The following is a 21,865-nucleotide window of genomic DNA, read 5'->3' on the forward strand; positions in this document are numbered from 1 at the left end:
GCCCATGCTGCGAATTCTTGAGGACCGGGGGACACCCGGGTCGCACGACGGGGGACGCCCGCGTCCGGCCGGTACGGGGCCCGGTGACGACGGCTGGACGGACCGGGTGCCGTCGGCGGCCGGCGGGGACGGACCGCGGGCGTCGGCGGCCGGCGGGGAGGAACCACGGGCGTCGGCGGCCACCGATCCCCTGCCGTCACTCGGCGGCGAGCGGAACTCCCCTGCCGGAAGCGGCGGTTCGCCCGCGTCCCGCAGCGTGCCCGGCGACGGAGCCGGTCCGCGGCCGACGGGCGGGCTTCGGCGGGCGCGGTACGGGAAGGCCGATCCGCGCCGGGTGCATCTCGTCGGGCTCGCCTGTGTGGTGACGGCCGCCGTCGTGCTGCCGCTGACCGTGGCCTCCGCCGGGCAGGTCCGGGACGTGGGCGCCGCGCTGGTGCCGGGCGCGCTGCGGCACGGGGACGGCGAGGACCCCTCGGCCGCGCCCGGCCGCCCGCCCGCGCTGCTGGACCTGGGCCTCGCCACCGCGGCCCGCTGCGGACCCCAACTCGGCTCCCCCGGGGGTGTCGAGGGGCAGACCTGTGTGCTGATCCAGGGCGCGGACACCTGGGCGCGGACCTACTACCGCAACGCCACCGGCAAGCCGCTGGACGCGGAGCTGACCCTCATGGGCCCCGGCGGCCGTACCACCCGTACGCGCTGCGACATCGGAGCCGACGACGAGCCCGCCACCTGTGAGACCCCCCGCGAGCACAGCCGGGGCGGCGCGGACGGCTACATGGCGGTCACGGAGTTCGCGGAGCGCGGCCCCGCGGGGGCGCTGCTGCTGCGCTCGGGAAGCAACTCCGATGATTCGGAGGCCAGTTGAGAACGCGCGGCGCGTCGGGTACCGGACGCGGGCATGGAAAGACCCGGTTGCTGGCGACGGGGGATGCACCAGCAACCGGGCTACTGGAACGGTAACAAGAGATCGGCCGTTCGCAAATTCCGACTCAGGCATTCGGCCATCGAATTCCCACCGATTTCCGTGTCGGAGCCGGGAGTTGTGACGGGAGTCACCCGTCGGTCACCCGGTGTCATGACTGACCGACCGTTCAGTCATGACACCTTCGCGGGTGCCGTCAGCTGAGCGTGACCTGCCGGTTGGTCAGTCCGCCGCGGGCCCGCCGCTCCTCCGCGGTCAGCGGTTCCTCGACGGCGAGGGCGGCGGCCAGGCGCTCGGCGAACTCGGCGGCCGGCTTCTCCACATCCTCCGCGCGGACCTCGCTCGGCAGGTCCCAGACCGGCACGGTGAGCCCGTGAGCACGGAAGGACCCCACGAGCCGGGTGCCCTCGCCGAGGCTGGAGCGGCCCTGTGCGTGCAGCCGCGCGAGAGCGTCCAGAAGCCGCTCCTCGGGATGGGGCATCACCCAGCGCAGGTGGTTCTTCTCCGGGGTCTCGCACCAGTACGCCGCGTCCACGCCGGACAGCCGCACCGTCGGGATCGCCGCCGCGTTGGCCCGCTCCAGGGAGGCGGCGACCTCCGGGGTGGCGTTCTCCGCGTCCGGCACCCAGAACTCGAAGCCGCTGTGCACCACCGGCTCGAACGCGCTCTCGGCGGCCAGCAGTTCCTGGAGCCGGGGCCCGTCGGCGGGGGCGCGGCGGCCCTGTACCGGGGTGCCCGGCTCCGCCTCCAGCGCGCGCTGGAGGGTGTCGGCGAGGTCGCGGCTGATGTCGCCGGACGACGTGTCGTTCTGCAAGCCGATCAGGACCGAGCCGTCGTCGCGGCGCAGCGCGGGCCAGGCCATCGGCAGCACGGTGGCGAGCGTGACGGAGGGGACGCCCTCGGGCAGGCCGTCCTTGAGGGTCAGCTCCACCGTGGCGGCCGGGACCAGCTCGCGCAGCGCGACCCAGTCGCACTCGCCGGGCAGCCCCTCGAAGGGGCGGTGGACCAGCTCGGTCACCGCGTGCGCGGCGTCCCGGCCGTGGCACGCCTTGTAGCGCCGGCCGCTGCCGCAGGGGCAGGGCTCACGGCCGCCGACCACCGGAACGGCACCATCTGCCCCGCCCGCCGCCTGCGGGCGCTCGGCCTTCGTCTGGGGTCGCTTCTTGGCCATCGTGGATGTCTCCCGGTTACGGCGCTTCTCGTACGGCGGGAGCCTAGCCGTTCGCGCCATCGCCGACGGGAACCTGTGGACAACGGGCTTGCGGGGGGCGGCCATCGGCGCGCCCCGCGACGGGAGACGGCCCCCTCACCACCCCCGTGCGCGGACCCGCCCCGCCCCGGCTCCCAGGCCGGGCCAGGTCCCCTCGGCTCTCGGGCCGGGCCAGGCCGCCCGGCTCTCAGGCCAGGTCCTCGAACGCCTCGGCGAGGTCGAGGCCGGACAGATCCGGCGGTGCCGACGCGGTGAGCGTGGCGGTGACATGATCGCGACGGCAGTGGGCATCCGGGTCGTGCACGTCCCCGTGGACCACCACCCAGACCGTCACCTCGCCGCGCACGTCGTCCCGCACGCCCCAGTCGTCGGCGAGCGCGGTGATGATGGCCAGTCCCCGGCCGCCGTGCGCGGTCACCGAGGGGGTGGCCGGTGCGGGGCGGGTCGGGCCGCCGCCGTCCGTGACCTCCACGATGAGCCGGCCGCCGGTGTCCACCCGCCACGCGGCCCGCACGTCACCGCCGTCGAGTCCGTCGCCGCTCCCGGCCCTGGGATCGCCCAGCGGCCGGCCGTGTTTGCACGCATTGCTCAGCAGTTCGGAAAGGATCAGTACGGCATCGTCGACCACCGATTCCGCCACGCCGCCGCCGCGCAGCTGCGTGCGCATCCGACGCCTCGCGTCCCCCACGCCCGCAGGGCCATGGGGTACGGCCATGCACGACGACGTGGGCACCTCCTGTGCCACCACCAACGCCACCCCCGAGACCTCCTTCGCCCCACGCCACGGTGTGGATGCCCCAGTGATCTGTGCCGGAAACCGGCCAATCCCCTTCCGGTGACGCATTCGTCGGGCGCGCACACGCGCCGAACGCGCCGGAGCACTCCCTGTGACTGCCCCGGCGGCCCGCGGCGGGGCCGTCGACGCGAGGTTCCGTGAGGAAGATCAGCGGCCGAGCTGGTCCAGCACCGCGCGCGGGCGGTTGGTGATGATGGCGTCGACGCCGAGCCCGAGGCAGAGATCGACGTCCTCGGGTTCGTTCACGGTCCATACGTGCACCTGGTGCCCGGCCCGCTTCAGCCGCTCCACGTATCCGGGGTGGTTGCGCAGGATGCGCACCGAGGGGCCCGCGATGCCCACGCCCGCCGGCAGCCGCCCGTCGCGCAGCCGGGGCGAGAGCCACTGCACCAGGTAGACCGTCGGCAGGGCCGGCGCGGCCGCGTGCACCCGGTGCAGCGAGCGTGCCGAGAAGCTCATGATCCGTACCGGCGACTCGGCGGCCGCGGCGGGCGCGGCCAGGCCGAACCGGTCCAGCAGACCCAGCAGCTTCTCCTCGACCTGGCCCGCCCAGCGGGTGGGGTGCTTGGTCTCGATGGCCAGCTCGATGCGCCGCCCGGAGTCCGCGACCAGTTCCAGCAGCCGCTCCAGGGTGAGGACGGAGGTCTCCCCGCGGTCCTCGGGGCGGTGCTCCCAGTCGGGCTCCTCGACCCGGCCGCGATACGGCTCCCCGGTCTTCCAGGAGCCGAAGTCCAGGGCGGCGAGGTCGGCCAGTTCCAGCGCCGAGACGGCGCCGCGGCCGTTGGAGGTGCGGTTCACCCGCCGGTCGTGGACGCAGACCAGGTGCCCGTCGGCGGTCAGCCGGACATCGCACTCGAGGGCGTCCGCACCGTCCTCGATCGCCTTGCGGTAGGCGGCCAGGGTGTGTTCCGGCGCGTCTTCGGAGGCCCCCCGGTGGGCGACGACCTGGACGGAGAGCTGTGGTGCGTGGGTGGTCACCGCGTCATGGTGTCACCCCCGCGGGGTAGGCGGGACGGCGCTCGTGCGTCCGGGCGGCGAACGGTGGCACACGACGTCCGGGTTTATGTAGCTTTTCCTATGAATGCCCTATGTAAGGGCTGGCCGTGGACCCACAGCCACGGCTTATGGTGCTCTGACGGCCCGTGGGAAAAGCTGACTGCAGACAGACTGGAACAGTGAACGCAGGACCATGCGCAGCCGCATCGTGACAGGCCACGACCCGCGCGCACGCGCCGCCGAGCGTGCACGAACGTGACCGAGCGCGACCGAGGACAAACAGCCGTGGATCGAGGAGTAGAGCTGTGAGCACCGAGAACGAGGGCAACGCGGTACCCCCGGCCCCGTCCGCACCTCCTGTGCCGGTGGCCTCTCCCGACGCGTCCCCGCAGGCTCCCACCGCGCCGGAGGGGCCGAGGGGCCGGCGGGCCCGGGGCACCGAGCCGACCAGCAGCCGGGGCAGGCCGCCCCGGCCCCCCAGCCGCACCAGGCACCTCACCCGGGCCAGGGCTACCCCGCGGCTCCGGGGCCGGGCGGCACCGAGCCGACCGCTCCGCTGCCGCCGTTCCCCGGGACCGCCCCGCAGCCCCCCGCCGCCGGCCCCGAGGGCGCCTGGCCGCCCCCGCCGCCCGGCACGCCGGCCTACGCCGAGGGCGCGGGCGGCGCCGGTGGCGGTGCCGCCTGGGGAGCGTCGTACCAGCAGCCCGCGCCCAAGCCGAAGGGGCGCGGTGGCCTGCTCGCCGCGGTCCTGGTGGCCGCGCTGGTCGCGGGCGGCCTGGGCGGCGGCCTCGGCTACACCCTGGCCAGGAACAACGACAACGGCGGCTCCACCACCGTCTCCGCGTCCGACAACGGCGCGGCGCAGGTCAAGCGCGCCCCCGGCACCATCGCCAACGTGGCCGCCAAGGCACTGCCCAGCACCGTCACCATCGAGGCCGAGGGCTCCAACGGCGACGGCGGCACCGGCACCGGCTTCGTCTTCGACAAGCAGGGCCACATCATCACCAACAACCACGTGGTGGCGGACGCCCTCGACGGCGGCAAGCTGACCGCGACGTTCCCCGACGGCCGGAAGTACGACGCCGAGGTCGTCGGCCACGCGCAGGGCTACGACGTGGCGGTCGTCAAGCTCAAGAACCCGCCCTCCGACCTCAACCCGCTGGCGCTCGGCGACTCCGACAAGGTGGCCGTCGGCGACGAGACGATCGCCATCGGCGCCCCCTTCGGCCTGTCGAACACGGTGACGACCGGCATCATCAGCGCCAAGAACCGCCCGGTGGCCTCCAGCGACGGCAGCGCCACGAGCAAGGCGTCGTACATGAGCGCGCTCCAGACCGACGCGTCCATCAACCCGGGCAACTCCGGCGGCCCGCTGCTGGACGCCTCGGGCGCGGTGATCGGCATCAACTCGGCGATCCAGTCCTCGGGCAGCGGCGGCGGCCTGGGCTCCGGCGGCGGGCAGTCCGGTTCGATCGGCCTCGGCTTCGCCATCCCGATCAACCAGGCCAAGTACGTCGCCCAGCAGCTGATCAAGACCGGCAAGCCGGTGTACGCCAAGATCGGCGCGTCCGTCTCGCTGGAGGACTCCACGGACGGCGCGAAGATCACCGACCAGGGCGCGGACGGCGCCGCGGCGGTCGAGGCGAACGGTCCGGCGGCCCAGGCGGGACTCAAGCCCGGCGATGTGATCACCAAGCTCGACGACTCGGTGATCGACAGCGGTCCCACCCTGATCGGCGAGATCTGGACCCACAAGCCCGGCGACAAGGTGACGATCACCTACAAGCGCGGCGGCCAGGAGCACACGGCCCAGCTGACCCTCGGTGCCCGCGCCGGCGACAGCTGACCTCCCCCTCCCACCGGGGCCGTTGTCCCCAACGCCCCCGCGACCGCCCCCGGGCCGGTACGCTGTACCCCGCTCCGCCCCAGGTGGGCGGCGCGGGGAGGCGTGCCCGAGCGGCCTAAGGGAACGGTCTTGAAAACCGTCGTGGCAGCGATGTCACCGTGGGTTCAAATCCCACCGCCTCCGCGCAGGCCATGCGTCACCAGGGGTGTCCCGGAAGGGGCACCCCTTCCGCGTGCCCGAGCGGTTCGGTTTCCGTGTGCCGGGGTGGCTCGGCCGCGTGTTGATCATGCCCATTACACTGCCCGCCGCTGACAGAGCAGGTGGATGCAGGGGTGGGAACAGTGGATCTTCTCAGAGCCGGTCGGGCTCGGCGAGTGGCGTGCGCGGCGGCCTTCGTGCTGTCCGCGGGAGCGCTCGCGGCATGCGGCAGCGGCGGCGCCGGTACGGCCCGGTCGCCCGAGCCGTCCGTGTCCGCCTCGCCCTCGGCGCCGGCCGCGCGGGCGAAGCCCCTGACGGAGGGCCGGCTCAAGGCCGCCGCGATCACCGCGGCGGCCGTTCCCGGTCTGCGGGCCGACCCGTCGGACGACGGCTCCGGAGTCGAGACGCAGCGGATGACGGCGACCTCCGGAGGGCCGGCCTGCACGGAATTCCTGAACGCCATGAGCGCCTACGCCGGCACGTACGGTTCCTCGGCCGCGGTGGCGCGTGGCTTCACCGCCCAGGGGCCCCGCGGTCCGGTGAGCATCCTCGTCTCCCTGGTCGGCCACACCTCGGCCGCCGGGGCGCAGCGGGTGATCGACGACACCCGCAAGTCCGCGAAGGGATGCGCGCATCTCGCCTACGACGACGGCGGGACGACGCGCATGAATCTGGCGCCCCTGTCGCTGCCGGTCATGGGGGACGACTCCACCGTCACCCGCGCCGGTGTGACCACCGGCAAGCGAGGGTTCTGCATGATCACGGGGCTGGTGCGGGTGGGCACCGTCTCGCTGAACATCATGGTGTCCGGCGATCGCTACTACTACGGAGAGCTCCAGGAGGTGGCGAAGGCTTCGGTGAGCAAGCTCGAGAAGGCCGACCCGCAGGTCGCGTCCACCGCTTCCTGATGTCGCCGGGGCCGCACACGTACGCGGCCCCACGACAACGTGTGCTCACGGCCGGTGTCCCGTCATTCTCGCCGCCGAGGCGATCGTCGCGCGGGCCTCCTGTTCGGTCAGGCCGGTGTGGCGGGCGGCCTCGGTGAGGGGGTCGGCGAGGGCGGGGCCGAGGCCGTTCTCGTAGGCGCGGCAGGCGGCCCAGAAGAGGCGGGTGTTGCGCTGGCCCTCGTGCGCGGTCAGCACGAAGTGGACGAGGCCGTGGCCGTGGCCCCCGGGAGCGCGGTGGGGGACGCGCGGGGGCGGCAGGAGCAGGCGCAGCAAGGCCGGCGGGCACGCGGCCGGGGGCAGGTGCGCGGTGCCCGGCAGGGTGCCGTAGACGCCGTGGTCGGTGCGGGAGCCGGGGCCCACCAGGTAGCCGCCGGCGCCGCGGATGTCGATGCCGGGGGCGAGCCGGCTCGCCGAGTTCGGCACGACGACGTCCGGGGGCCCGGTCAGCCACAGATGCCGGCCGCCGCTCGGGGTGAGCACGACCACCGTCTCCGGCACGGTGAACAGATGGCGCAGTCCCAGCTCCCGCAGCGCGGCCGGGGCGTCCGTGCCGGACTTGGTGTCCAGGTCGACGCCGATCAGGTGGAACGGGGGCAGCCCGCAGGCGATGCCGTAGCCGGTGGCCCAGGGCGCGGCGGCGAACATCTCGCGCACGCGCGCCGGGTCCGCCGAGGCGTCGTACACCCCGTGGCCGAAGCGCCCGCACGCACCGTGGCAGGCGGGGCCGGGATCGTCGTGATGGGGGGAGCGCAGCGCCGGGAGCTTGGTCCGGGACAGGGGGAGGACGGCCAGGCCGCGTTCGGCGGCGGACAGGGCATGGGCGAGGGCCAGCGTCGTGGCCCGCCGGTCGGGGGTGGCCATGCCTTCATGTTCGGACGTATGTTCGAAAAAAGAAAGAGGTTTATCGGCCGGTGATCACGCGTGCGTGCGAAGCGCGGCCCCCGGAGGGATTCGCCGGTGGCCGCTGGGCAGATCTGGCTGCGCGACACCCCCACGGCGGTCGGGACGGCGGCCGGTTTCGAGAGGATCGGGATCACCATGGCAAGCACGCGCGGCGCCCGCGGTCACCGGCATCGCCTCCGGCCCGCCCCGGTGAGCCCCGGCTGACGGCCCGAGGGGGCGCGCTCCGGGGATGCGGGACAGCGGCGCGGCGGTGCTTCGGCACCGCCGCGCCGACGCGTTCCCGGCGCACGTCCGAGGGATCGGTCTCCTTGACAGTCCCGTCGTAACTGACGGACAGTCAGAAATGAAGACGGAGGCCGAACATCGCATCGGGAGGCCGGACATGGCGGCACGGGCGGACGACACGCAGGCGCGGCTCACGGCGTACGAGGGGCTCCCCGCCGCCGCCACCGGGACCGGCCGGGACCCCGTCAACCTGCCGATGATCCGGCACTGGTGCGAGGCCATGGGCGACACCAGCCCCGCCTACCGCGGCCCCGGTGCCATCGCCCCGCCCACCATGCTCCAGGCGTGGACGATGGCCGGCCTCTCGGGCCACGGCGAGCGCACCGGCCCCTACGACGAACTGCTGCGCCTCCTGGACGACCTGGGCTGCACCTCGGTCGTCGCCACCGACTGCGAGCAGGAGTACCTGCGCCCGCTGCGGCCGGGCGACACGATCACCTTCGACACGGTGATCGAATCGGTGTCGGGCCGCAAGACCACCCGGCTGGGCGCCGGCCACTTCGTCACCACCCGCACCGACGTCCGCGCGAGCGGCGTCCTCGCGGGCACCCACCGCTTCCGCATCCTCAAGTACGCCCCCGCCCGCACCCCGGCACCACCGCCCGCACCGAGGCGCCCCCGCCCCGTCGTCAACCGCGACAACGCCGGCTTCTGGCAGGGCGTCGCCGAGCACCGGCTGCTCATCCAGCGCTGCACCGGCTGCGGCACCCTGCGCCACCCCTGGCTGCCCGGCTGCAACGCCTGCGGCGGCCCCGGCTGGGACACGGTCGAGGCGAGCGGCGAGGGCACCGTCCACTCGTACGTCGTGCTGCACCACCCGCCCTTCCCCGCCTTCGAACCGCCCTACGCGGTCGCCCTGGTCCAGCTCGCCGAAGGGGTGCGGATGGTGAGCAACGTGACCGGGGTGCCGTACGACAAGGTGCGCGTCGGGATGCCGGTGCGGCTCGAATTCGCGCGGTACGACGACGAGTTGACGCTGCCGGTGTTCCGGGCGGTGGCGGCGTGAGGCCCGTCGGCAGCGAACTCCCGCCGCTGGAGATCCCGTTGACCCGCACGCTGATCGTGGCGGGCGCGATCGCCTCCCGGGACTACCAGGACGTGCACCACGACCCGGAACTGGCCCGGGACAAGGGCTCCCCGGACATCTTCATGAACATCCTGACGACGAACGGCCTGGTGGGCCGGTACATCACCGACCACTTCGGCCCCACGGCGGTGCTCCGCAAGGTCGCCATCCGGCTCGGGGCCCCCAACCACCCCGGCGACACGATGGTGCTGACCGGCCGGATCGAGGAGGTGGACGGCGACACCGCCACCGTGCGCGTCGTCGGCGCCAACGGCCTCGGCACCCATGTGACCGGCACGGTGACCGTCACCGTCCCCGAGGAGGCCCGCCCGTGAGCCTGCGCGCGAAGGACACCCTCGGCGGCCGCGCGGCCGTCGTCGGGATCGGCGCCACCGAGTTCTCCAAGGACTCCGGGCGCAGCGAACTGCGGCTCGCGGTGGAGGCGGTGCGCGCCGCCCTCGACGACGCCGGGCTCGCCCCCGCCGACGTGGACGGCCTGGTCACCTTCACCATGGACACCAGCCCGGAGATCACCGTCGCCCAGGCGTGCGGGATGGGCGAGCTCTCGTTCTTCTCCCGGGTCCACTACGGCGGCGGCGCGGCCTGCGCGACCGTCCAGCAGGCGGCGCTGGCCGTGGCGGCCGGGATCGCCGAGGTGGTGGTCTGCTACCGCGCCTTCAACGAGCGCTCGGGGCGCAGATTCGGCGCCGGAGTCCAGCACCGCGAGCCCTCGGCGGAGGGCGCGGCGCTCGGCTGGGTGCTCCCGTTCGGGCTGCTCACCCCGGCCTCCTGGGTGGCGATGGCGGCCCAGCGCTATCTGCACACCTACGGGCTGACCCCCGAGGCGTTCGGCCATGTCGCCGTGACCGGCCGCGCCCACGCCGCCACCAACCCGGCCGCCTACTTCCACGGCCGCCCGATCACCCTGGCCGAACACGCCGCCTCCCGCTGGATCGTGGAGCCGCTGCGGCTGCTGGACTGCTGCCAGGAGACCGACGGCGGTCAGGCGCTCGTCGTCACCTCCCTGGAACGGGCCCGCGACCTGGCCCGCCCGCCCGCCGTGATCGCGGCCGCCGCCCAGGGCGCGGGCCGGGCCCAGGAGCAGATGACCGGCTTCTACCGGGACGAGCTGACCGGGCTGCCGGAGATGGGCGCGGTCGCCCGCCAGCTGTGGCGGACCTCCGGCCTCACCCCCGCCGACATCGACGTGGGCATCCTGTACGACCACTTCACCCCGTTCGTGCTGATGCAGCTGGAGGAGTTCGGCTTCTGCGCCCGGGGCGAGGCGGCGGACTTCACGGCCGGGCGGGAGCTGCCCCTCAACACCCACGGGGGCCAGCTCGGGGAGGCGTACCTGCACGGCATGAACGGCATCGCGGAGGCGGTCCGCCAGCTGCGCGGCACCGCCGTGAACCAGGTTCCCGGGGCCGCCCGGACCCTGGTGACCGCGGGGACCGGGGTGCCGACATCGGGCCTGGTCCTGGCGGCCGACGACTGAACTCCTCGGGGCCGGACCCGGGGACGGTCGTACCCCCGCTCCACCTCCAGGAGGTGGAGTCGTCCCTGTCCGTACAACCTGAGGGGGACCCCGCTTCGGCACCTGCGGCCGATCCGGGGGCGCGCGGGCCGCTCATAGCGTGGAGCCATGACCACACCCGTCTGCACCAGCGCCTCGGCAGCGGCCCCCGCGTACCCGTCGTTCACCTCGTACGTGCGGGCCCGCCGGCCCGTCCTGCTGCGCGCCGCGCGCTCGCTGACCGCGAACCCCTGCGACGCCGAGGACCTGCTGCAGACCGCGCTGGCCAAGACCTACACCGCCTGGGAGCGGATCGAGAACCAGCGGGCGCTGGACGGCTATGTGCGCCGCGCGCTGCTGAACACCCGGACCTCGCAGTGGCGCAAGCGCCGGGTGGACGAGTTCGCCTGCGACGAGCTGCCCGAGCCGGAGCCGCGGCCCGACGACGACCCGGCCGAGCGGCAGGCGCTGCACGACGCGATGTGGCGGGCCGTCATGAAGCTGCCCACGCGGCAGCGGGCGATGGTCGTCCTGCGGTACTACGAGGACCTCAGCGAGGCCCAGACCGCCGAGGTGCTGGGGGTCTCGGTGGGCACGGTGAAGTCGGCGGTGTCCCGGGCGCTCGGCAAGCTGCGCGAGGACCCGGAGCTGGGGCCGGCGCGGTGACCGGTGTCCCGGCACGGTGACCGGACTCCCGGCGCGGCTTGGCCGCCAGTGACATTCCACCTAGTGACATACCGACCGGTATGTGCGCAGAATCAGCGCACCCCCTACTACCGCGTAGGCACCGTCGCCGGGAGGACTCCGTGCTGAGCACCATGCAGGACGTACCGCTGCTGATCTCCAGGATCCTGACCCACGGGTCGACGGTCCACGGCGCCTCGCGGGTGACCACCTGGACCGGCGAGGCCGAGCCGCAGCGGCGCTCCTTCGCCGAGACCGGTGCCCGCTCGGCCCAGCTGGCGCACGCCCTGCGCGACGACCTCGGGGTCACCGGGGACCAGCGGGTGGCCACCCTGATGTGGAACAACGCCGAGCACGTCGAGGCGTACTTCGCGGTCCCCTCCATGGGCGCGGTGCTGCACACCCTCAATCTGCGGCTGCCCGGCGAGCAGCTGGCGTGGATCATCAACCACGCCGCCGACCACGTGGTCATCGTCAACGGCTCCCTGATCCCGATGATCGCTCCGCTGCTGCCCCGGCTGACCACCGTCGAGCACCTCGTGGTCACCGGCCCCGGCGACCGCGCCCCGCTGGCCGGCGCCCGCGCCCGGGTGCACGAGTACGAGGAGCTGATCGCGGGCCGGCCGACCCACTACGACTGGCCCGAGCTGGACGAACGCCGGGCCGCCGCCATGTGCTACACCTCCGGCACCACCGGCGACCCCAAGGGCGTGGTCTACAGCCACCGTTCGGTCTATCTGCACTCCATGCAGGTGCAGATGACCCAGTCGATGGGCCTGACCGACAAGGACACCACGCTCGTCGTCGTCCCCCAGTTCCACGTCAACGCCTGGGGACTGCCGCACGCCACCTTCCTGACCGGCGTCAACATGCTGATGCCGGACCGGTTCCTCCAGCCCGCGCCGCTCGCCGAGATGATCGAGCGGGAGCGGCCGACCCACGCGGCGGCCGTGCCCACCATCTGGCAGGGCCTGCTGGGCGAACTGCTCGCCCGGCCCCGTGACGTCTCCACGCTCACCCATGTCACGATCGGCGGCGCGGCCTGCCCGCCCGGCCTGATGCGGGCCTTCGACGAGCTGGGCATGCCGGTCGTGCACGCCTGGGGCATGACGGAGACCTCCCCGGTCGGCACCGTGGCCCGCCCGCCGGGCAGCGCCCTCGGCACGGACGAGGAGTTCGGCTACCGCCTCACTCAGGGCCGCTTCACCGCCTCCGTCGAGGCCCGCCTCACCGGCCCGGACGGCGAACGCCTGCCCTGGGACGGCGAGTCGGCCGGCGAGCTGGAGGTGCGCGGCCCCTGGATCGCGGGCGCCTACTACAACGGCCCGGACGCCGAACCCCTGCGCCCCGTGGACAAGTTCAGCGCAGACGGCTGGCTGAAGACCGGCGACGTCGGGGTCATCTCCCCCGACGGCTTCCTCACCCTCACCGACCGCGCCAAGGACGTCATCAAGTCCGGCGGCGAGTGGATCTCCTCCGTGGAGCTGGAGAACGCGCTGATGTCCCACCCGGCCGTCGCCGAGGCCGCGGTGGTCGCCGTGCCCGACGAGAAGTGGGGCGAGCGCCCGCTGGCCACGGTCGTCCTGCGGGAGGGCGCGCGCGCCGACTTCGAGACGCTGCGCGCCTTCCTCGCCGAGGAGGCCCACATCGCCCGCTGGCAGCTGCCCGAGCGCTGGACGATCGTGGAGGCGGTGCCGAAGACGAGCGTGGGCAAGTTCGACAAGAAGCTGCTGCGCAGGCGGTACGCGGACGGGGACCTGGACGTCACCCGGCTGTGAGGCGGCAGAGGGGGCCGGGCTGCTGCCCGGCCCCCTCCCCTTACGGTCAACCCCTTACGGCCTTCCCCGGCGGCTAGTTGGTGCCGATCCGGGACAGCAGGTCCACGATCCGCGACTGCACCTCGGTGCTGGTGGACCGCTCCGCGAGGAACAGCACCGTCTCGCCCGAGGCCAGCCGGGGCAGGTCGGCGGACTCGACGGCGGCCGTGTAGACGACCAGCGGGGTGCGGTCGAGCTGCCCGTTGGCGCGCAGCCAGTCCACGATCCCGGCCCGCCGCCGGTGCACCTGCATCAGGTCCATCACCACGAGGTTCGGCCGGAACCGGCCCGCCAGCGCCACCGCGTCGGTGTCGCTCGCGGCCCGTGCCACCTGCATCCCGCGCCGCTCCAGCGTCGCGGTCAGGGCCAGCGCGATCTCCTCGTGCTCCTCGATCAGCAGCACCCGCGGCGGATGCTGCTCGCTGTCCCGTGGCGCGAGCGCCTTCAGCAGCACGGCGGGATCGGCGCCGTACGCCGCCTCGCGCGTGGCCTGCCCGAGCCCGGCCGTGACCAGCACCGGCACCTCGGCGGCCACGGCGGCCTGGCGCAGCGACTGGAGGGCGGTGCGGGTGATCGGGCCGGTCAGCGGGTCCACGAACAGCGCGGCGGGGAAGGCCGCGATCTGCGCGTCGACCTCCTCGCGCGAGTGCACGACCACCGGCCGGTAGCCGCGCTCGCTCAGCGCCGCCTGCGTGGTCACGTCGGGCGCGGGCCACACCAGCAGCCGGCGCGGGTTGTCCAGCGGCTCCGGGGGCAGTTCGTCGTCCATCGGCTGCGGCCGCGGGGTGTCCGCCACCTCGACGGCACCGCCGGGACCGTCCAGCGGCTCGGGGCCCTCGGCGGCGTTCGCGTCCGGCGCGCCGATGGCGTACGAGCGTCCGGCGCCCTCGGTCCCGGGCGCGATCCGCGACGATCCGGGCAGCGACGACGCCTGCGCGGGCACCGCCTCGCCGGACGCCTCCTGCCGCGCCGCCGGGTCGGGCGGCGTCCCGAGCTTGCGCCGCCGTCCGGAGCCGCCCGGCGCGTGCGGCGGCGGCGTCGCCTGCCCGGCCTGCCGCACGAACGGCACGCCCTGCCCCAGCGTGCGCACGCTGATGGCCCGGCCCTGCGTGGAGTCGGGGTCGTACGCGGGCACGCTCCCGGTGGCCTCGGCGGGCAGCGGCAACGGCTGCGCGGCCCGCTGCGGCCGGGCGGCGGGCAGGGGAGCGCCGGCCGCGGGGGCCGACGGCGGTACGGGCGTCCCGGCCGCCGGGGTCGCGGACCCCGGGGGCACGGCGGTACCGGCGGCCGGCGCGGACTGAGCCGGCCGGGGCGGCCGCGGCGACGACGGCGCCTGCGGCGACGGCGGTACGGGGGTGCCGGGGGCCGGGGCGCCGGGAGTCGGGGTGGCCGCTGCGGGCTTCGGCGCTCCGGCCTCGGCGGGCAGCGGGAGGGGCTGTGCGGCGACGGCACCGGCGGCCGGGGCGGCCTGCGGGGCCGGAGCGCCGGGCTGCGCGGCGCCGGGCCGGCCGGGCGGCGGGGCGACCGGGGGCGTGGCCGGGGCGACGGGGGCGGCCGGTGCCGCGGGGGTCGCGGTGGCGGCCGGGGTGACCGGTGCGCCCGGGGCGGCCGGTGTGCCCGGGGTGATCGGGGCCGACGCGGGCACGGCGACCGAGGGTCCGGCCGCCAGGGCGACGCCCGGTCCGTTCGTGCCCCGGGCCTGCGCCGGAAGGGCCGTACCGGGGATGCCCTGGCCGTTCGTGGCCTGGGCCTGCGCGGGGGCGGCCTGGGCCTGCGCCCCCGGCGTCGTACCGGAGTCGGCGTCCCGGGCGGCCGGATCGGCCGGCGCGGGCTGCGTGGTCTGGGCGGGCTGCGCGGGGGGTGCCACCGCGCGGCGTCGCCGGCCGGTCGGCGCGGTGGTGGGGTGCGGCTGCGGCGGAGTGTGGTCCTCGGCCTGGCTCGGCGGTACGGCGTCGTGCCGCCCCTCCTCACCGGGCGCGGGCGCGGCGGTCGGCGGCGCTTGCGCGGGCACGGGTGCGGCCCGCGGCACCCGGACCTGGGCCTCGGGCTCCTCCTGCGGAGCGCGGTCGGCCGCGGCGGGCGGCAGGGCGAAGACCGTACGCGCCCCCGTCTCCTGCGCGGCGGCCCGCTCGGCCGCGGCGGCCAGCGCACGGCGCCGCCGCCCGGTGGGCTGCCCCTCCTCGGCGGAGCCTTCGGCACCGGTCGCATCGGCCGCACCGTCGGTGGCCTGTGCGCCCTCGCCCCCGGCCGGCGGCAGGGCGGCGGGCAGCGCGGCCTGCGGAGCCGGCTCGGCGCCGGGGCGGGCGTGATGTCCGGCGGGCACGGGTACGCCACCCGGCGGCACGGCGGCCCCGAGTCCCGTGCCGGAGGCGGCGGCCCCCGCGGCATGCTCGGCCGCGGTCACCACGGCCCCCTCGCTCACCCCGTCGGCACCGGCGTCGGGGCGCGCGGGATCGAGTTCGGCGGGCCGCCCGCGGCGCCGCCCGGTACCGCCGGACCCGCCCTGCGTGGCCTCGGCCGGAACCTCGGTCGTCTCCTCGGCGGCCCCGCCCGCGCGCCTGCGGCGGCGTCCGGTGGGCGCGGTCCCGTCACCGGAGGGCGAGCCCGCGGGCGTGCCCGAACCGGCCGGATCGGCATCGAGGAAGGCGTCCGTGGACCCCCGCCGGGCGCGCCGCCGACCGCCGTCGAAGGTCTCCTGCGCCGGGTCCGCCCCGGCGAGTTCCATCTGCCCGGACGGCGCCACGACCGCCCCCGCGCCGCCCCCGAGCGGCACCTCCAGGACGTACGCGTTGCCGCTCATGCCCGGCACCTCGTGCGTCTGGAGCACACCGCCGTGGGCGCGCACGATCCCGCGCACGATCGGCTCGTGCACCGGGTCCCCGCCGGCGTACGGCCCGCGCACCTCGATCCGGGCGACCGAACCGCGCTGCGCGGCCGCGACGACCACGGTGTTGTCGAGGTAACCGCCCGTGGAGACGGGCGCGTTGCCGGTCGCGTCGACGCCCGCGACGTCCGCCACCAGATGGGCGAGCGCGGTGGCGAGCCGCCGCGGGTCGACCTCGGCCTCGATGGGCGGCGCGTGCACGGCGAACTGCACCCGGCCGGGGCCGATCAGCTCCACCGCGCCGTCGACACCGGCGGCGACGACGGCGTCCAGCATCACCTTCGTACGGGTGATGTCCTCGGTGCCCGTGTCGATGCGCTGATAGGCGAGGACGTTGTCGATGAGGGTGGTGATCCGGGAGTACCCGGCGGAGAGGTGGTGCAGCACCTGGTTGGCCTCGGGCCACAGCTGCCCGGCGTCGTCGGAGGCCAGGGCGGCCAGTTCGCGCCGCAGCTCGTCCAGGGGGCCGCGCAGCGACCGGGCGAGCAGGGTGAGCAGCTGCTCGTGCCGCCCGGCCAGCGCCTCGTACCGGTCCTTCTCCCGCTCGCCGAGCGCGGCGTACCGCTCCTCGCCCGCCGCCAGCGCCTCCGCGTGCTGCTCGCGCAGCTCGGTCAGCTCGGTGTCGTACTTCTCGCGCAGCTCCGCCACCTCGGTGGCGTGCTGCCCGCGCAGCGCGGTGAGGTCGGCGGCGTGCTCCTCGGAGAGCTTCTCCAGCTGCTCGGCGTGCTCCTGCTCCAGCGTGGTCTTCTCGTCCACCAGGGAGTCGAAGGGCCGCCGGTCGGTGAAGGTCATCACGGCGCCGACGAGCTGGTCCCCGTCCCGCACCGGCGCGGTGGTCAGGTCGACCGGCACCTGGTGGTCGCCCTTGGACCACAGCACCTGCCCGCGCACCCGGTGCTTGCGCCCGGAGCGCAGGGTGTCGGCGAGCGGCGACTCGGCGTACGGGAAGGGGGAGCCGTCGGCCCGCGAGTGCAGGACGAGGTGGTGCAGCTCCTTGCCGCCCAGCTCGCCCGCCCGGTAGCCGAGGATCTGCGCGGCCGCCGGGTTGACGAGCACGATCCGCCCGTCGGTGTCGGTGCCGACGACGCCCTCGGACGCCGCGCGCAGGATCATCTCGGTCTGCCGCTGCGAGCGGGCCAGCTCCGCCTCGGTGTCGACCGTCCCGGACAGGTCCCGGACGACGATCATCAGCAGCTCGTCGCCCGTGTACCCGTAACCGTCGTACGCCTGCTGCCCGTTCTCCAGGTTCGCGCTGGTGACCTCGACCGGGAACTCGTGCCCGTCGGTGCGCCGGGCGACCATCCGGGCCGGCTTGGTCCGGCCCTGCGGGTCCCGCTGGCCGGGGCGCCGCATGGAGCCCGGGATCAGCCGCGAGTCGAACTCGGGCAGCAGATCGAGCAGCCCGCGCCCGACGAGCGCGGTGCCGGGCGCCTCGAAGGCTTCCAGCGCGATGGTGTTGGCGTTGACGACCGTTCCGTTGGCGTTGACCAGGACCAACGCGTCCGGCAGAGCGTCGAGTATGGCTGCGAGGCGAGCAGCGCCTCGGGATGGCCTGCTGCTCACGAGACGCTTCCCTCCTGTTACCGCACCTTGCCGACCGCTCGGGCCATCTTGCCAACCGGCCCGCGACGTGTCACGCGAGGGAGTCTATGCGCACGTGTTGTGCCGGGGGTGCCGGATGAGAGGGAGGTCCCACGAGGAAGTGACGCCGATGCGGTGACGACCGGACTTTCGGACCGGGCCTACCCGATCTTCGGGAGCAGCGGCACCATCCGGTTCCACCGGTCGATCTCGCACCCGTTGTTCCGGTCGTACGACGCGTCGACGGGCCGTCCCGCCCAGGTGCCGGTGACCCGCGCGGTGGCCGGGCCGCCGGAGATCATGGAGCAGATGGTCCCGGGCGGCACCGGCGCGAAGAGGTCCCGTCCCCACTGCGTCTGCTCGTCAAGCTTCTGGCAGGCACCCCGCACATCCGGGTGATACCCGGCGGCGGGATGACAGAACAGCTCGTACGTCCCGTCCCGCCCGGCCCCGGCATGCCGTACGACGACGGTGAGGTGATCCCCGCCGCGCCCCTGGCCGAGGGCGGCGGCGGGTACGGCGGTCAGCGGTACGGCGGCGGAGGCGGCGGCGGTGATCGCGGCGGCGGTGGCGACGACGGCGAGGGCGCCGCGGCGGACGCGCCGGGCGACACCCGGCAGAAGAGAATCCATGTCCTGCTCAACGCCGGACCTTGACGGACGTTGCGCCACGTTCCCCCGGAAAGCGGCACACTCCGTCGAAGAAGCCCTTTGCCCTGCGGGCGGACTGCCTAGTACCGTAGAGCTCGATTGGTGACGGGCCCTGCGGCTGTGTCATCATCTGCACGCACCACTCGCGCGCTCGCGTGAGCGGTTGTGCTGGAGGCGTCGCCTAGTCCGGTCTATGGCGCCGCACTGCTAATGCGGTTTGGGTCTTAAAGCCCATCGAGGGTTCAAATCCCTCCGCCTCCGCCCCAACCGAAGCCCCGGTCCCCTGGACCGGGGCTTCGTCGTTCCCGCCGTTCACTGCACCCCCACCCCCCTCCTTGGGCGTTTCCGCAGGTCAGAAGGGGTGTGCCGATCGGATTTCACATGACGGCGGCAGTCATGTAATGTTCTTCCTGTCGCCGGAACGGGCCGAAAGGAACGGAAACGGAGACAAGAACAAAAGAACAAGCACTCGTAGCTTAACGGATAGAGCATCTGACTACGGATCAGAAGGTTGCAGGTTCGAATCCTGCCGAGTGCACACCATTCAGAGGCCCTGTGGAGTAGTCCACAGGGCCTCTGGCTTTTGCGCTGACGGCAGTGTTCGACGGCAACCGCCTCGGAGAGCGGGGCGCGGTCGGATCAGATGGCTGGAGTGCCGTCCTAGATTCCAAGACGAGGGCCGGTCCGGCGAGTCACTTCCGTCGGGGCACGGCGAAGTAGTCGTACGCGGAGGAGCCCCAGCCGCCGAGGCTCAGGACCAAGACGGTGCCGTAGCGGGCCCGTGCGGTCGTCACGCTCATCGGAGTCTCCGGGGTGGTTGAGCAGCGGTGGTAGATCCCGGACCCAACTGTGGGGCACGGGGCGGGCTCCTCGATCCGGTTCGGAAGTGGAAGGTCCGGCCGGTCCCAGTCGATCTGGAGCCCCGGGCCTTCGAGCGTCGGCGTGGACATCAGCGTGCCGTCCGGGTACCGGCCGCGATCACGGTGGTAGTCGAGTGCGTAGGTCACGGTGCCTGCTGCATGTGGCAGGTCCCGCCCCTCGGTGTCATGCGGACCCCAGGCCGCGACGTCAGCCGCGCGGATTCGGGGAAGGACATCGGTGATCTCTCCCCGGACGCCGAAGTAGGCGACGGCCCGCATGTCACATTTGAGGGTGTACGGAGACTCGTTGTTCTCGAATATCGAGCCGTTGTAGGGCCTGGCGCAGGTATCGACGAAGCGGGTGAGTACGTGCTCCAGGCCCTCGACAGCGGTCAGGCGCTCGATTAGGGCGCGCATCTTCTGCTCCTCCGCCGCCCTGCGGGACTCCGCTGCAGGCGACGTGGCCTGCGTCCGTAACTTCTTCTCCGACGGCTCACGGGAGCACGCCGCCGTCAGCCCCATCAGGGCGAACGACAGGAGCAGCCCGCCCGCCTGCGCGCGCCGCCCGCGGACTCCACGTCGGGCTGCCATGGTCCCCTTCATCCCCGCACCTCCCCCCACCTCCCGGTGGGGCGGGAGGTGGCGCATGAGTACGTGTACTCAGATTCCGCCCTGAGGCCGGGAGAAGCGGCGGAGAAGGAGCCGGACGGGCCCACTTCACCCAGGCTGATCGACCACTCGCGGCAATGAATCTGGCGAAGATCCGGCCAGAGCGTTACCGGACACCGGCCGCGCCGTCGTCCGAATCGTTATCGGTTCAGCTCAGGGCCTTACCGACCTCATAGATCGTGGGCCTGTCTTCGGGCACCGGGCTGAGCATGGCGTCGATCAGTTCGCCCAACTCGCCATCCACCTTCACGGACCGACGCTTACCGCTTGCCACCGCCCTTCTCTGCTCGGGGCGCGGTGCGTCGTCCGGGTACTCGACGGCCCGCCAGCCCGTGGCGGAGAGGAGCAGAGTGGCACCGAGCGCATAGACGTCGGCTTCCTGCGTAGGCTCTGCCTCTCCGGTCGCGAGCACGCTGCGCGCGATCTCCGGCGCCTCGTAGTGGACGAGGCAGCCGCGGAACGGGAAGTCGTACCACTCGGGAACGTGTCTGCCGCGCGCCAAGGCCAGGTCGATGAGGTGCGTTCGATCTGCCCCGACGATGAAGTGTGCGGGCTGCACGTCGCCGTGGGCCCAGCCCTTGCCGTGCAGTTCGGCCAGCGCCTCTACGCAGCCGAGAGCGGTACTGGTGTGCGGTTCAACGCGAGAGTCCGGTTCACGGCAGGGCTTCCACAGCTCGTAAAGACTGGGCCCTTCGCGCCACGGCTGGAAGTTCCAGGTGCCCCGCTCCCATTCGCCGTACGCGAAGTCATCGAGGCCGAGGTGGTGCAGCACGGCACCTTCACGTGCCGGGGCGAGTGCCGTCCAAGGCTGGGCGGGCCAGTCGGCCGTAGCCTCGATCGGGTAACCGACCTTCACGGCGTACTGACCTCGATGAGTCTCGACCTCCCAGACCATCGAACCCCGGCGATTGACGACCAAGCGCTGAGTCTTGGGCACGAGTGCGTCGAGCACGACGACCGGCAGTTCAGGGGGTGTCCCGGACAACGTCTGTTCTCCTTCCGGGCAACGCGGCCTACCCCGCATCGAGGCCGGCCGCGTCGCTGGTGTCGTGTCGCTACTCCTGACCGTACGGACGGCCGCAGTCCGAGTCGCACTGCGCGAGGTTCGTGCCGTCCACGGTCCACAGGTCGTCGATGACCATGAACCCGGCCGCCTTCATCGCGTGCGCGGAGGCGGCGACCTTCTTCGGGTCACGGGGCCCTCCGCCCGGCATGGGGTTGTGGTGGAGGAAGCGGCCCGCGTACTGGTCGCAGAGAGTGGCGTACTCCTTCGTGTGCAGGATGAGCGCGTGCAGACCGAGGTCCACGTCGTCAGACGGGACCATGGGGACGGTGGCGGTCGCAGCGGTGACCACGAAGGCCACCGCCTGGTCCGCGATCCGCTCGGCCCGCTCGCGGGACTGCCCGTTGTGGACGATCACGAAGTGGGTGAGGCTGTCGAACAGCTCCTCACCAGCCACCGCGCGGCCGGTCCTCTGGTCGTTGGCCGTTGCCGTCATGCGAATACTCCTCGAGTGTCGCTGTGCTCTGGCACTTGCTCCCACACCGGTCGACGAGGCACAGCCTGCGCCGACCGGGGGATGGAAGGCCGGCCCCGAACGGGGAAGGGAGCCAAGGAAGGTGGCACCCCGTACGGGGCGGCCGGTCTACTGGCTGATACCGAGGGCCATGCCGATCACCAGGCCACAGGACCGGCTGATCAAGACGATGAACAAAACCCCCGCGTACCGGCCGATGGCGCGCATCACAGGCCGTCCCGACTGTTGCCGTTCCTGATGGCAAGGCGGGCGCTCAGTTCCTCCCGCGCTGTCGGCGCCACCACGTTGTCCGGCATGGCATCCCACTCGACTCCGCCACCGATGGGGCGTATCTGCACCCGGGCACCGACCTCGCCCATGACGACGCCGATACGTCCACTGGCAGTGTCCTTCGCCAGTGCACCGATGCCTGGTCTGGTCTGCTGGTTGCTCGCCATGCGGACGAGCATTCCGCCCCTCATCAGGACGTTGGAACCTCCGACAAACCCCACTTCGGG

The 21,865-nt window shown here is 73.6% G+C and carries 17 protein-coding genes, 3 tRNA genes and 1 pseudogene; 11 read left to right on the forward strand and 10 right to left on the reverse strand.

The annotated features are described in order from the left end of the window. Positions 1–4: 4 nt before the first annotated feature. Positions 5–865 (forward strand): hypothetical protein, encoded by an 861-nt coding sequence (locus GHR20_RS38360; RefSeq protein ID WP_343336011.1) that lies wholly within the window; start codon positions 5–7, stop codon positions 863–865. Positions 866–1,118: 253 nt separating this feature from the next. Here the strand turns inward: GHR20_RS38360 and GHR20_RS18660 are convergent, their stop codons facing one another. From GHR20_RS18660 to GHR20_RS18670, 3 genes are all read right to left on the reverse strand, one after another. Beyond that, on the reverse strand, positions 1,119–2,093 hold the full coding sequence (locus tag GHR20_RS18660; protein WP_111585762.1) for a DUF5926 family protein: 975 nt from the start codon (positions 2,091–2,093) through the stop codon (positions 1,119–1,121). A 226-nt stretch (positions 2,094–2,319) separates the two neighbouring features. Continuing rightward, positions 2,320–2,976 (reverse strand): ATP-binding protein, encoded by a 657-nt coding sequence (locus GHR20_RS18665; RefSeq protein WP_153813821.1) that lies wholly within the window; start codon positions 2,974–2,976, stop codon positions 2,320–2,322. Positions 2,977–3,075: 99 nt separating this feature from the next. After that, complete coding sequence (locus tag GHR20_RS18670) at positions 3,076–3,906, reverse strand: glycerophosphodiester phosphodiesterase (RefSeq protein ID WP_111585764.1); 831 nt, start codon at positions 3,904–3,906, stop codon at positions 3,076–3,078. 323 nt (positions 3,907–4,229) lie between these two features. Here GHR20_RS18670 and GHR20_RS18675 point away from each other — a divergent pair. The 3 genes and pseudogenes from GHR20_RS18675 (at position 4,230) to GHR20_RS18685 (ending at position 6,876) form a co-directional block, all read left to right on the forward strand. Next, positions 4,230–5,770, forward strand: a pseudogene (locus GHR20_RS18675) (trypsin-like peptidase domain-containing protein). Positions 5,771–5,866: 96 nt separating this feature from the next. Next, positions 5,867–5,953, forward strand: a tRNA-Ser gene (locus tag GHR20_RS18680). 212 nt (positions 5,954–6,165) lie between these two features. Further along, positions 6,166–6,876, forward strand: a complete 711-nt coding sequence (locus tag GHR20_RS18685) for a sensor domain-containing protein (protein ID WP_153813823.1) — start codon at positions 6,166–6,168, stop codon at positions 6,874–6,876. A 45-nt stretch (positions 6,877–6,921) separates the two neighbouring features. Here the strand turns inward: GHR20_RS18685 and GHR20_RS18690 are convergent, their stop codons facing one another. After that, entirely contained in the window at positions 6,922–7,776 is an 855-nt protein-coding gene (locus GHR20_RS18690) for a bifunctional DNA primase/polymerase (RefSeq protein WP_111585768.1), read from the reverse strand. A gap of 424 nt (positions 7,777–8,200) precedes the next feature. Between GHR20_RS18690 and GHR20_RS18695 the strand changes: the two genes are divergently transcribed. From GHR20_RS18695 to GHR20_RS18715, 5 genes are all read left to right on the forward strand, one after another. After that, positions 8,201–9,109: a bifunctional MaoC family dehydratase N-terminal/OB-fold nucleic acid binding domain-containing protein gene (locus tag GHR20_RS18695; RefSeq protein ID WP_153813824.1), complete on the forward strand. Its 909-nt coding sequence runs from the start codon at positions 8,201–8,203 to the stop codon at positions 9,107–9,109. Further along, the gene (locus tag GHR20_RS18700) at positions 9,106–9,504 is read left to right on the forward strand and encodes a MaoC/PaaZ C-terminal domain-containing protein (protein WP_153813825.1); all 399 of its coding nucleotides are present in this window, start codon (positions 9,106–9,108) and stop codon (positions 9,502–9,504) included. The genes GHR20_RS18695 and GHR20_RS18700 overlap by 4 nt, the downstream gene beginning before the upstream one ends. Beyond that, on the forward strand, positions 9,501–10,667 hold the full coding sequence (locus GHR20_RS18705; RefSeq protein WP_148024389.1) for a lipid-transfer protein: 1,167 nt from the start codon (positions 9,501–9,503) through the stop codon (positions 10,665–10,667). The genes GHR20_RS18700 and GHR20_RS18705 overlap by 4 nt, the downstream gene beginning before the upstream one ends. Before the next feature lie 147 nt (positions 10,668–10,814). Continuing rightward, positions 10,815–11,351, forward strand: a complete 537-nt coding sequence (locus GHR20_RS18710; RefSeq protein WP_111585772.1) for a SigE family RNA polymerase sigma factor — start codon at positions 10,815–10,817, stop codon at positions 11,349–11,351. A gap of 140 nt (positions 11,352–11,491) precedes the next feature. Then, positions 11,492–13,147 (forward strand): long-chain fatty acid--CoA ligase, encoded by a 1,656-nt coding sequence (locus GHR20_RS18715; protein ID WP_153813826.1) that lies wholly within the window; start codon positions 11,492–11,494, stop codon positions 13,145–13,147. 73 nt (positions 13,148–13,220) lie between these two features. On the opposite strand, the gene GHR20_RS18720 is transcribed toward GHR20_RS18715, so the two are convergent. Together GHR20_RS18720 and GHR20_RS18725 are read right to left on the reverse strand one after the other, a co-directional pair. After that, a complete protein-coding gene (locus GHR20_RS18720; protein ID WP_153813827.1) occupies positions 13,221–17,633 on the reverse strand; it encodes a PAS domain-containing protein in 4,413 nt (1,470 codons plus the stop codon). Between the two features lie 179 nt (positions 17,634–17,812). After that, on the reverse strand, positions 17,813–18,283 hold the full coding sequence (locus tag GHR20_RS18725; protein ID WP_111585775.1) for an SSI family serine proteinase inhibitor: 471 nt from the start codon (positions 18,281–18,283) through the stop codon (positions 17,813–17,815). A gap of 188 nt (positions 18,284–18,471) precedes the next feature. Here GHR20_RS18725 and GHR20_RS18730 point away from each other — a divergent pair. Then, positions 18,472–18,562: transfer RNA gene (locus tag GHR20_RS18730), tRNA-Ser, on the forward strand. A 204-nt stretch (positions 18,563–18,766) separates the two neighbouring features. Next, positions 18,767–18,839, forward strand: a tRNA-Arg gene (locus GHR20_RS18735). 154 nt (positions 18,840–18,993) lie between these two features. Here GHR20_RS18735 and GHR20_RS18740 read toward each other — a convergent pair. The 4 genes from GHR20_RS18740 to GHR20_RS18755 form a co-directional block, all read right to left on the reverse strand. Beyond that, positions 18,994–19,752 (reverse strand): hypothetical protein, encoded by a 759-nt coding sequence (locus GHR20_RS18740; protein ID WP_243878071.1) that lies wholly within the window; start codon positions 19,750–19,752, stop codon positions 18,994–18,996. Positions 19,753–19,978: 226 nt separating this feature from the next. Then, positions 19,979–20,815 (reverse strand): protein kinase, encoded by an 837-nt coding sequence (locus tag GHR20_RS18745; RefSeq protein WP_153813829.1) that lies wholly within the window; start codon positions 20,813–20,815, stop codon positions 19,979–19,981. Positions 20,816–20,885: 70 nt separating this feature from the next. Then, complete coding sequence (locus GHR20_RS18750) at positions 20,886–21,329, reverse strand: hypothetical protein (protein ID WP_153813830.1); 444 nt, start codon at positions 21,327–21,329, stop codon at positions 20,886–20,888. A 245-nt stretch (positions 21,330–21,574) separates the two neighbouring features. Next, positions 21,575–21,805, reverse strand: a complete 231-nt coding sequence (locus tag GHR20_RS18755) for a hypothetical protein (protein ID WP_241670651.1) — start codon at positions 21,803–21,805, stop codon at positions 21,575–21,577. Positions 21,806–21,865: the final 60 nt, after the last annotated feature.

This window comes from Streptomyces sp. SUK 48, from assembly GCF_009650765.1.
Lineage (GTDB): Bacteria > Actinomycetota > Actinomycetes > Streptomycetales > Streptomycetaceae > Streptomyces.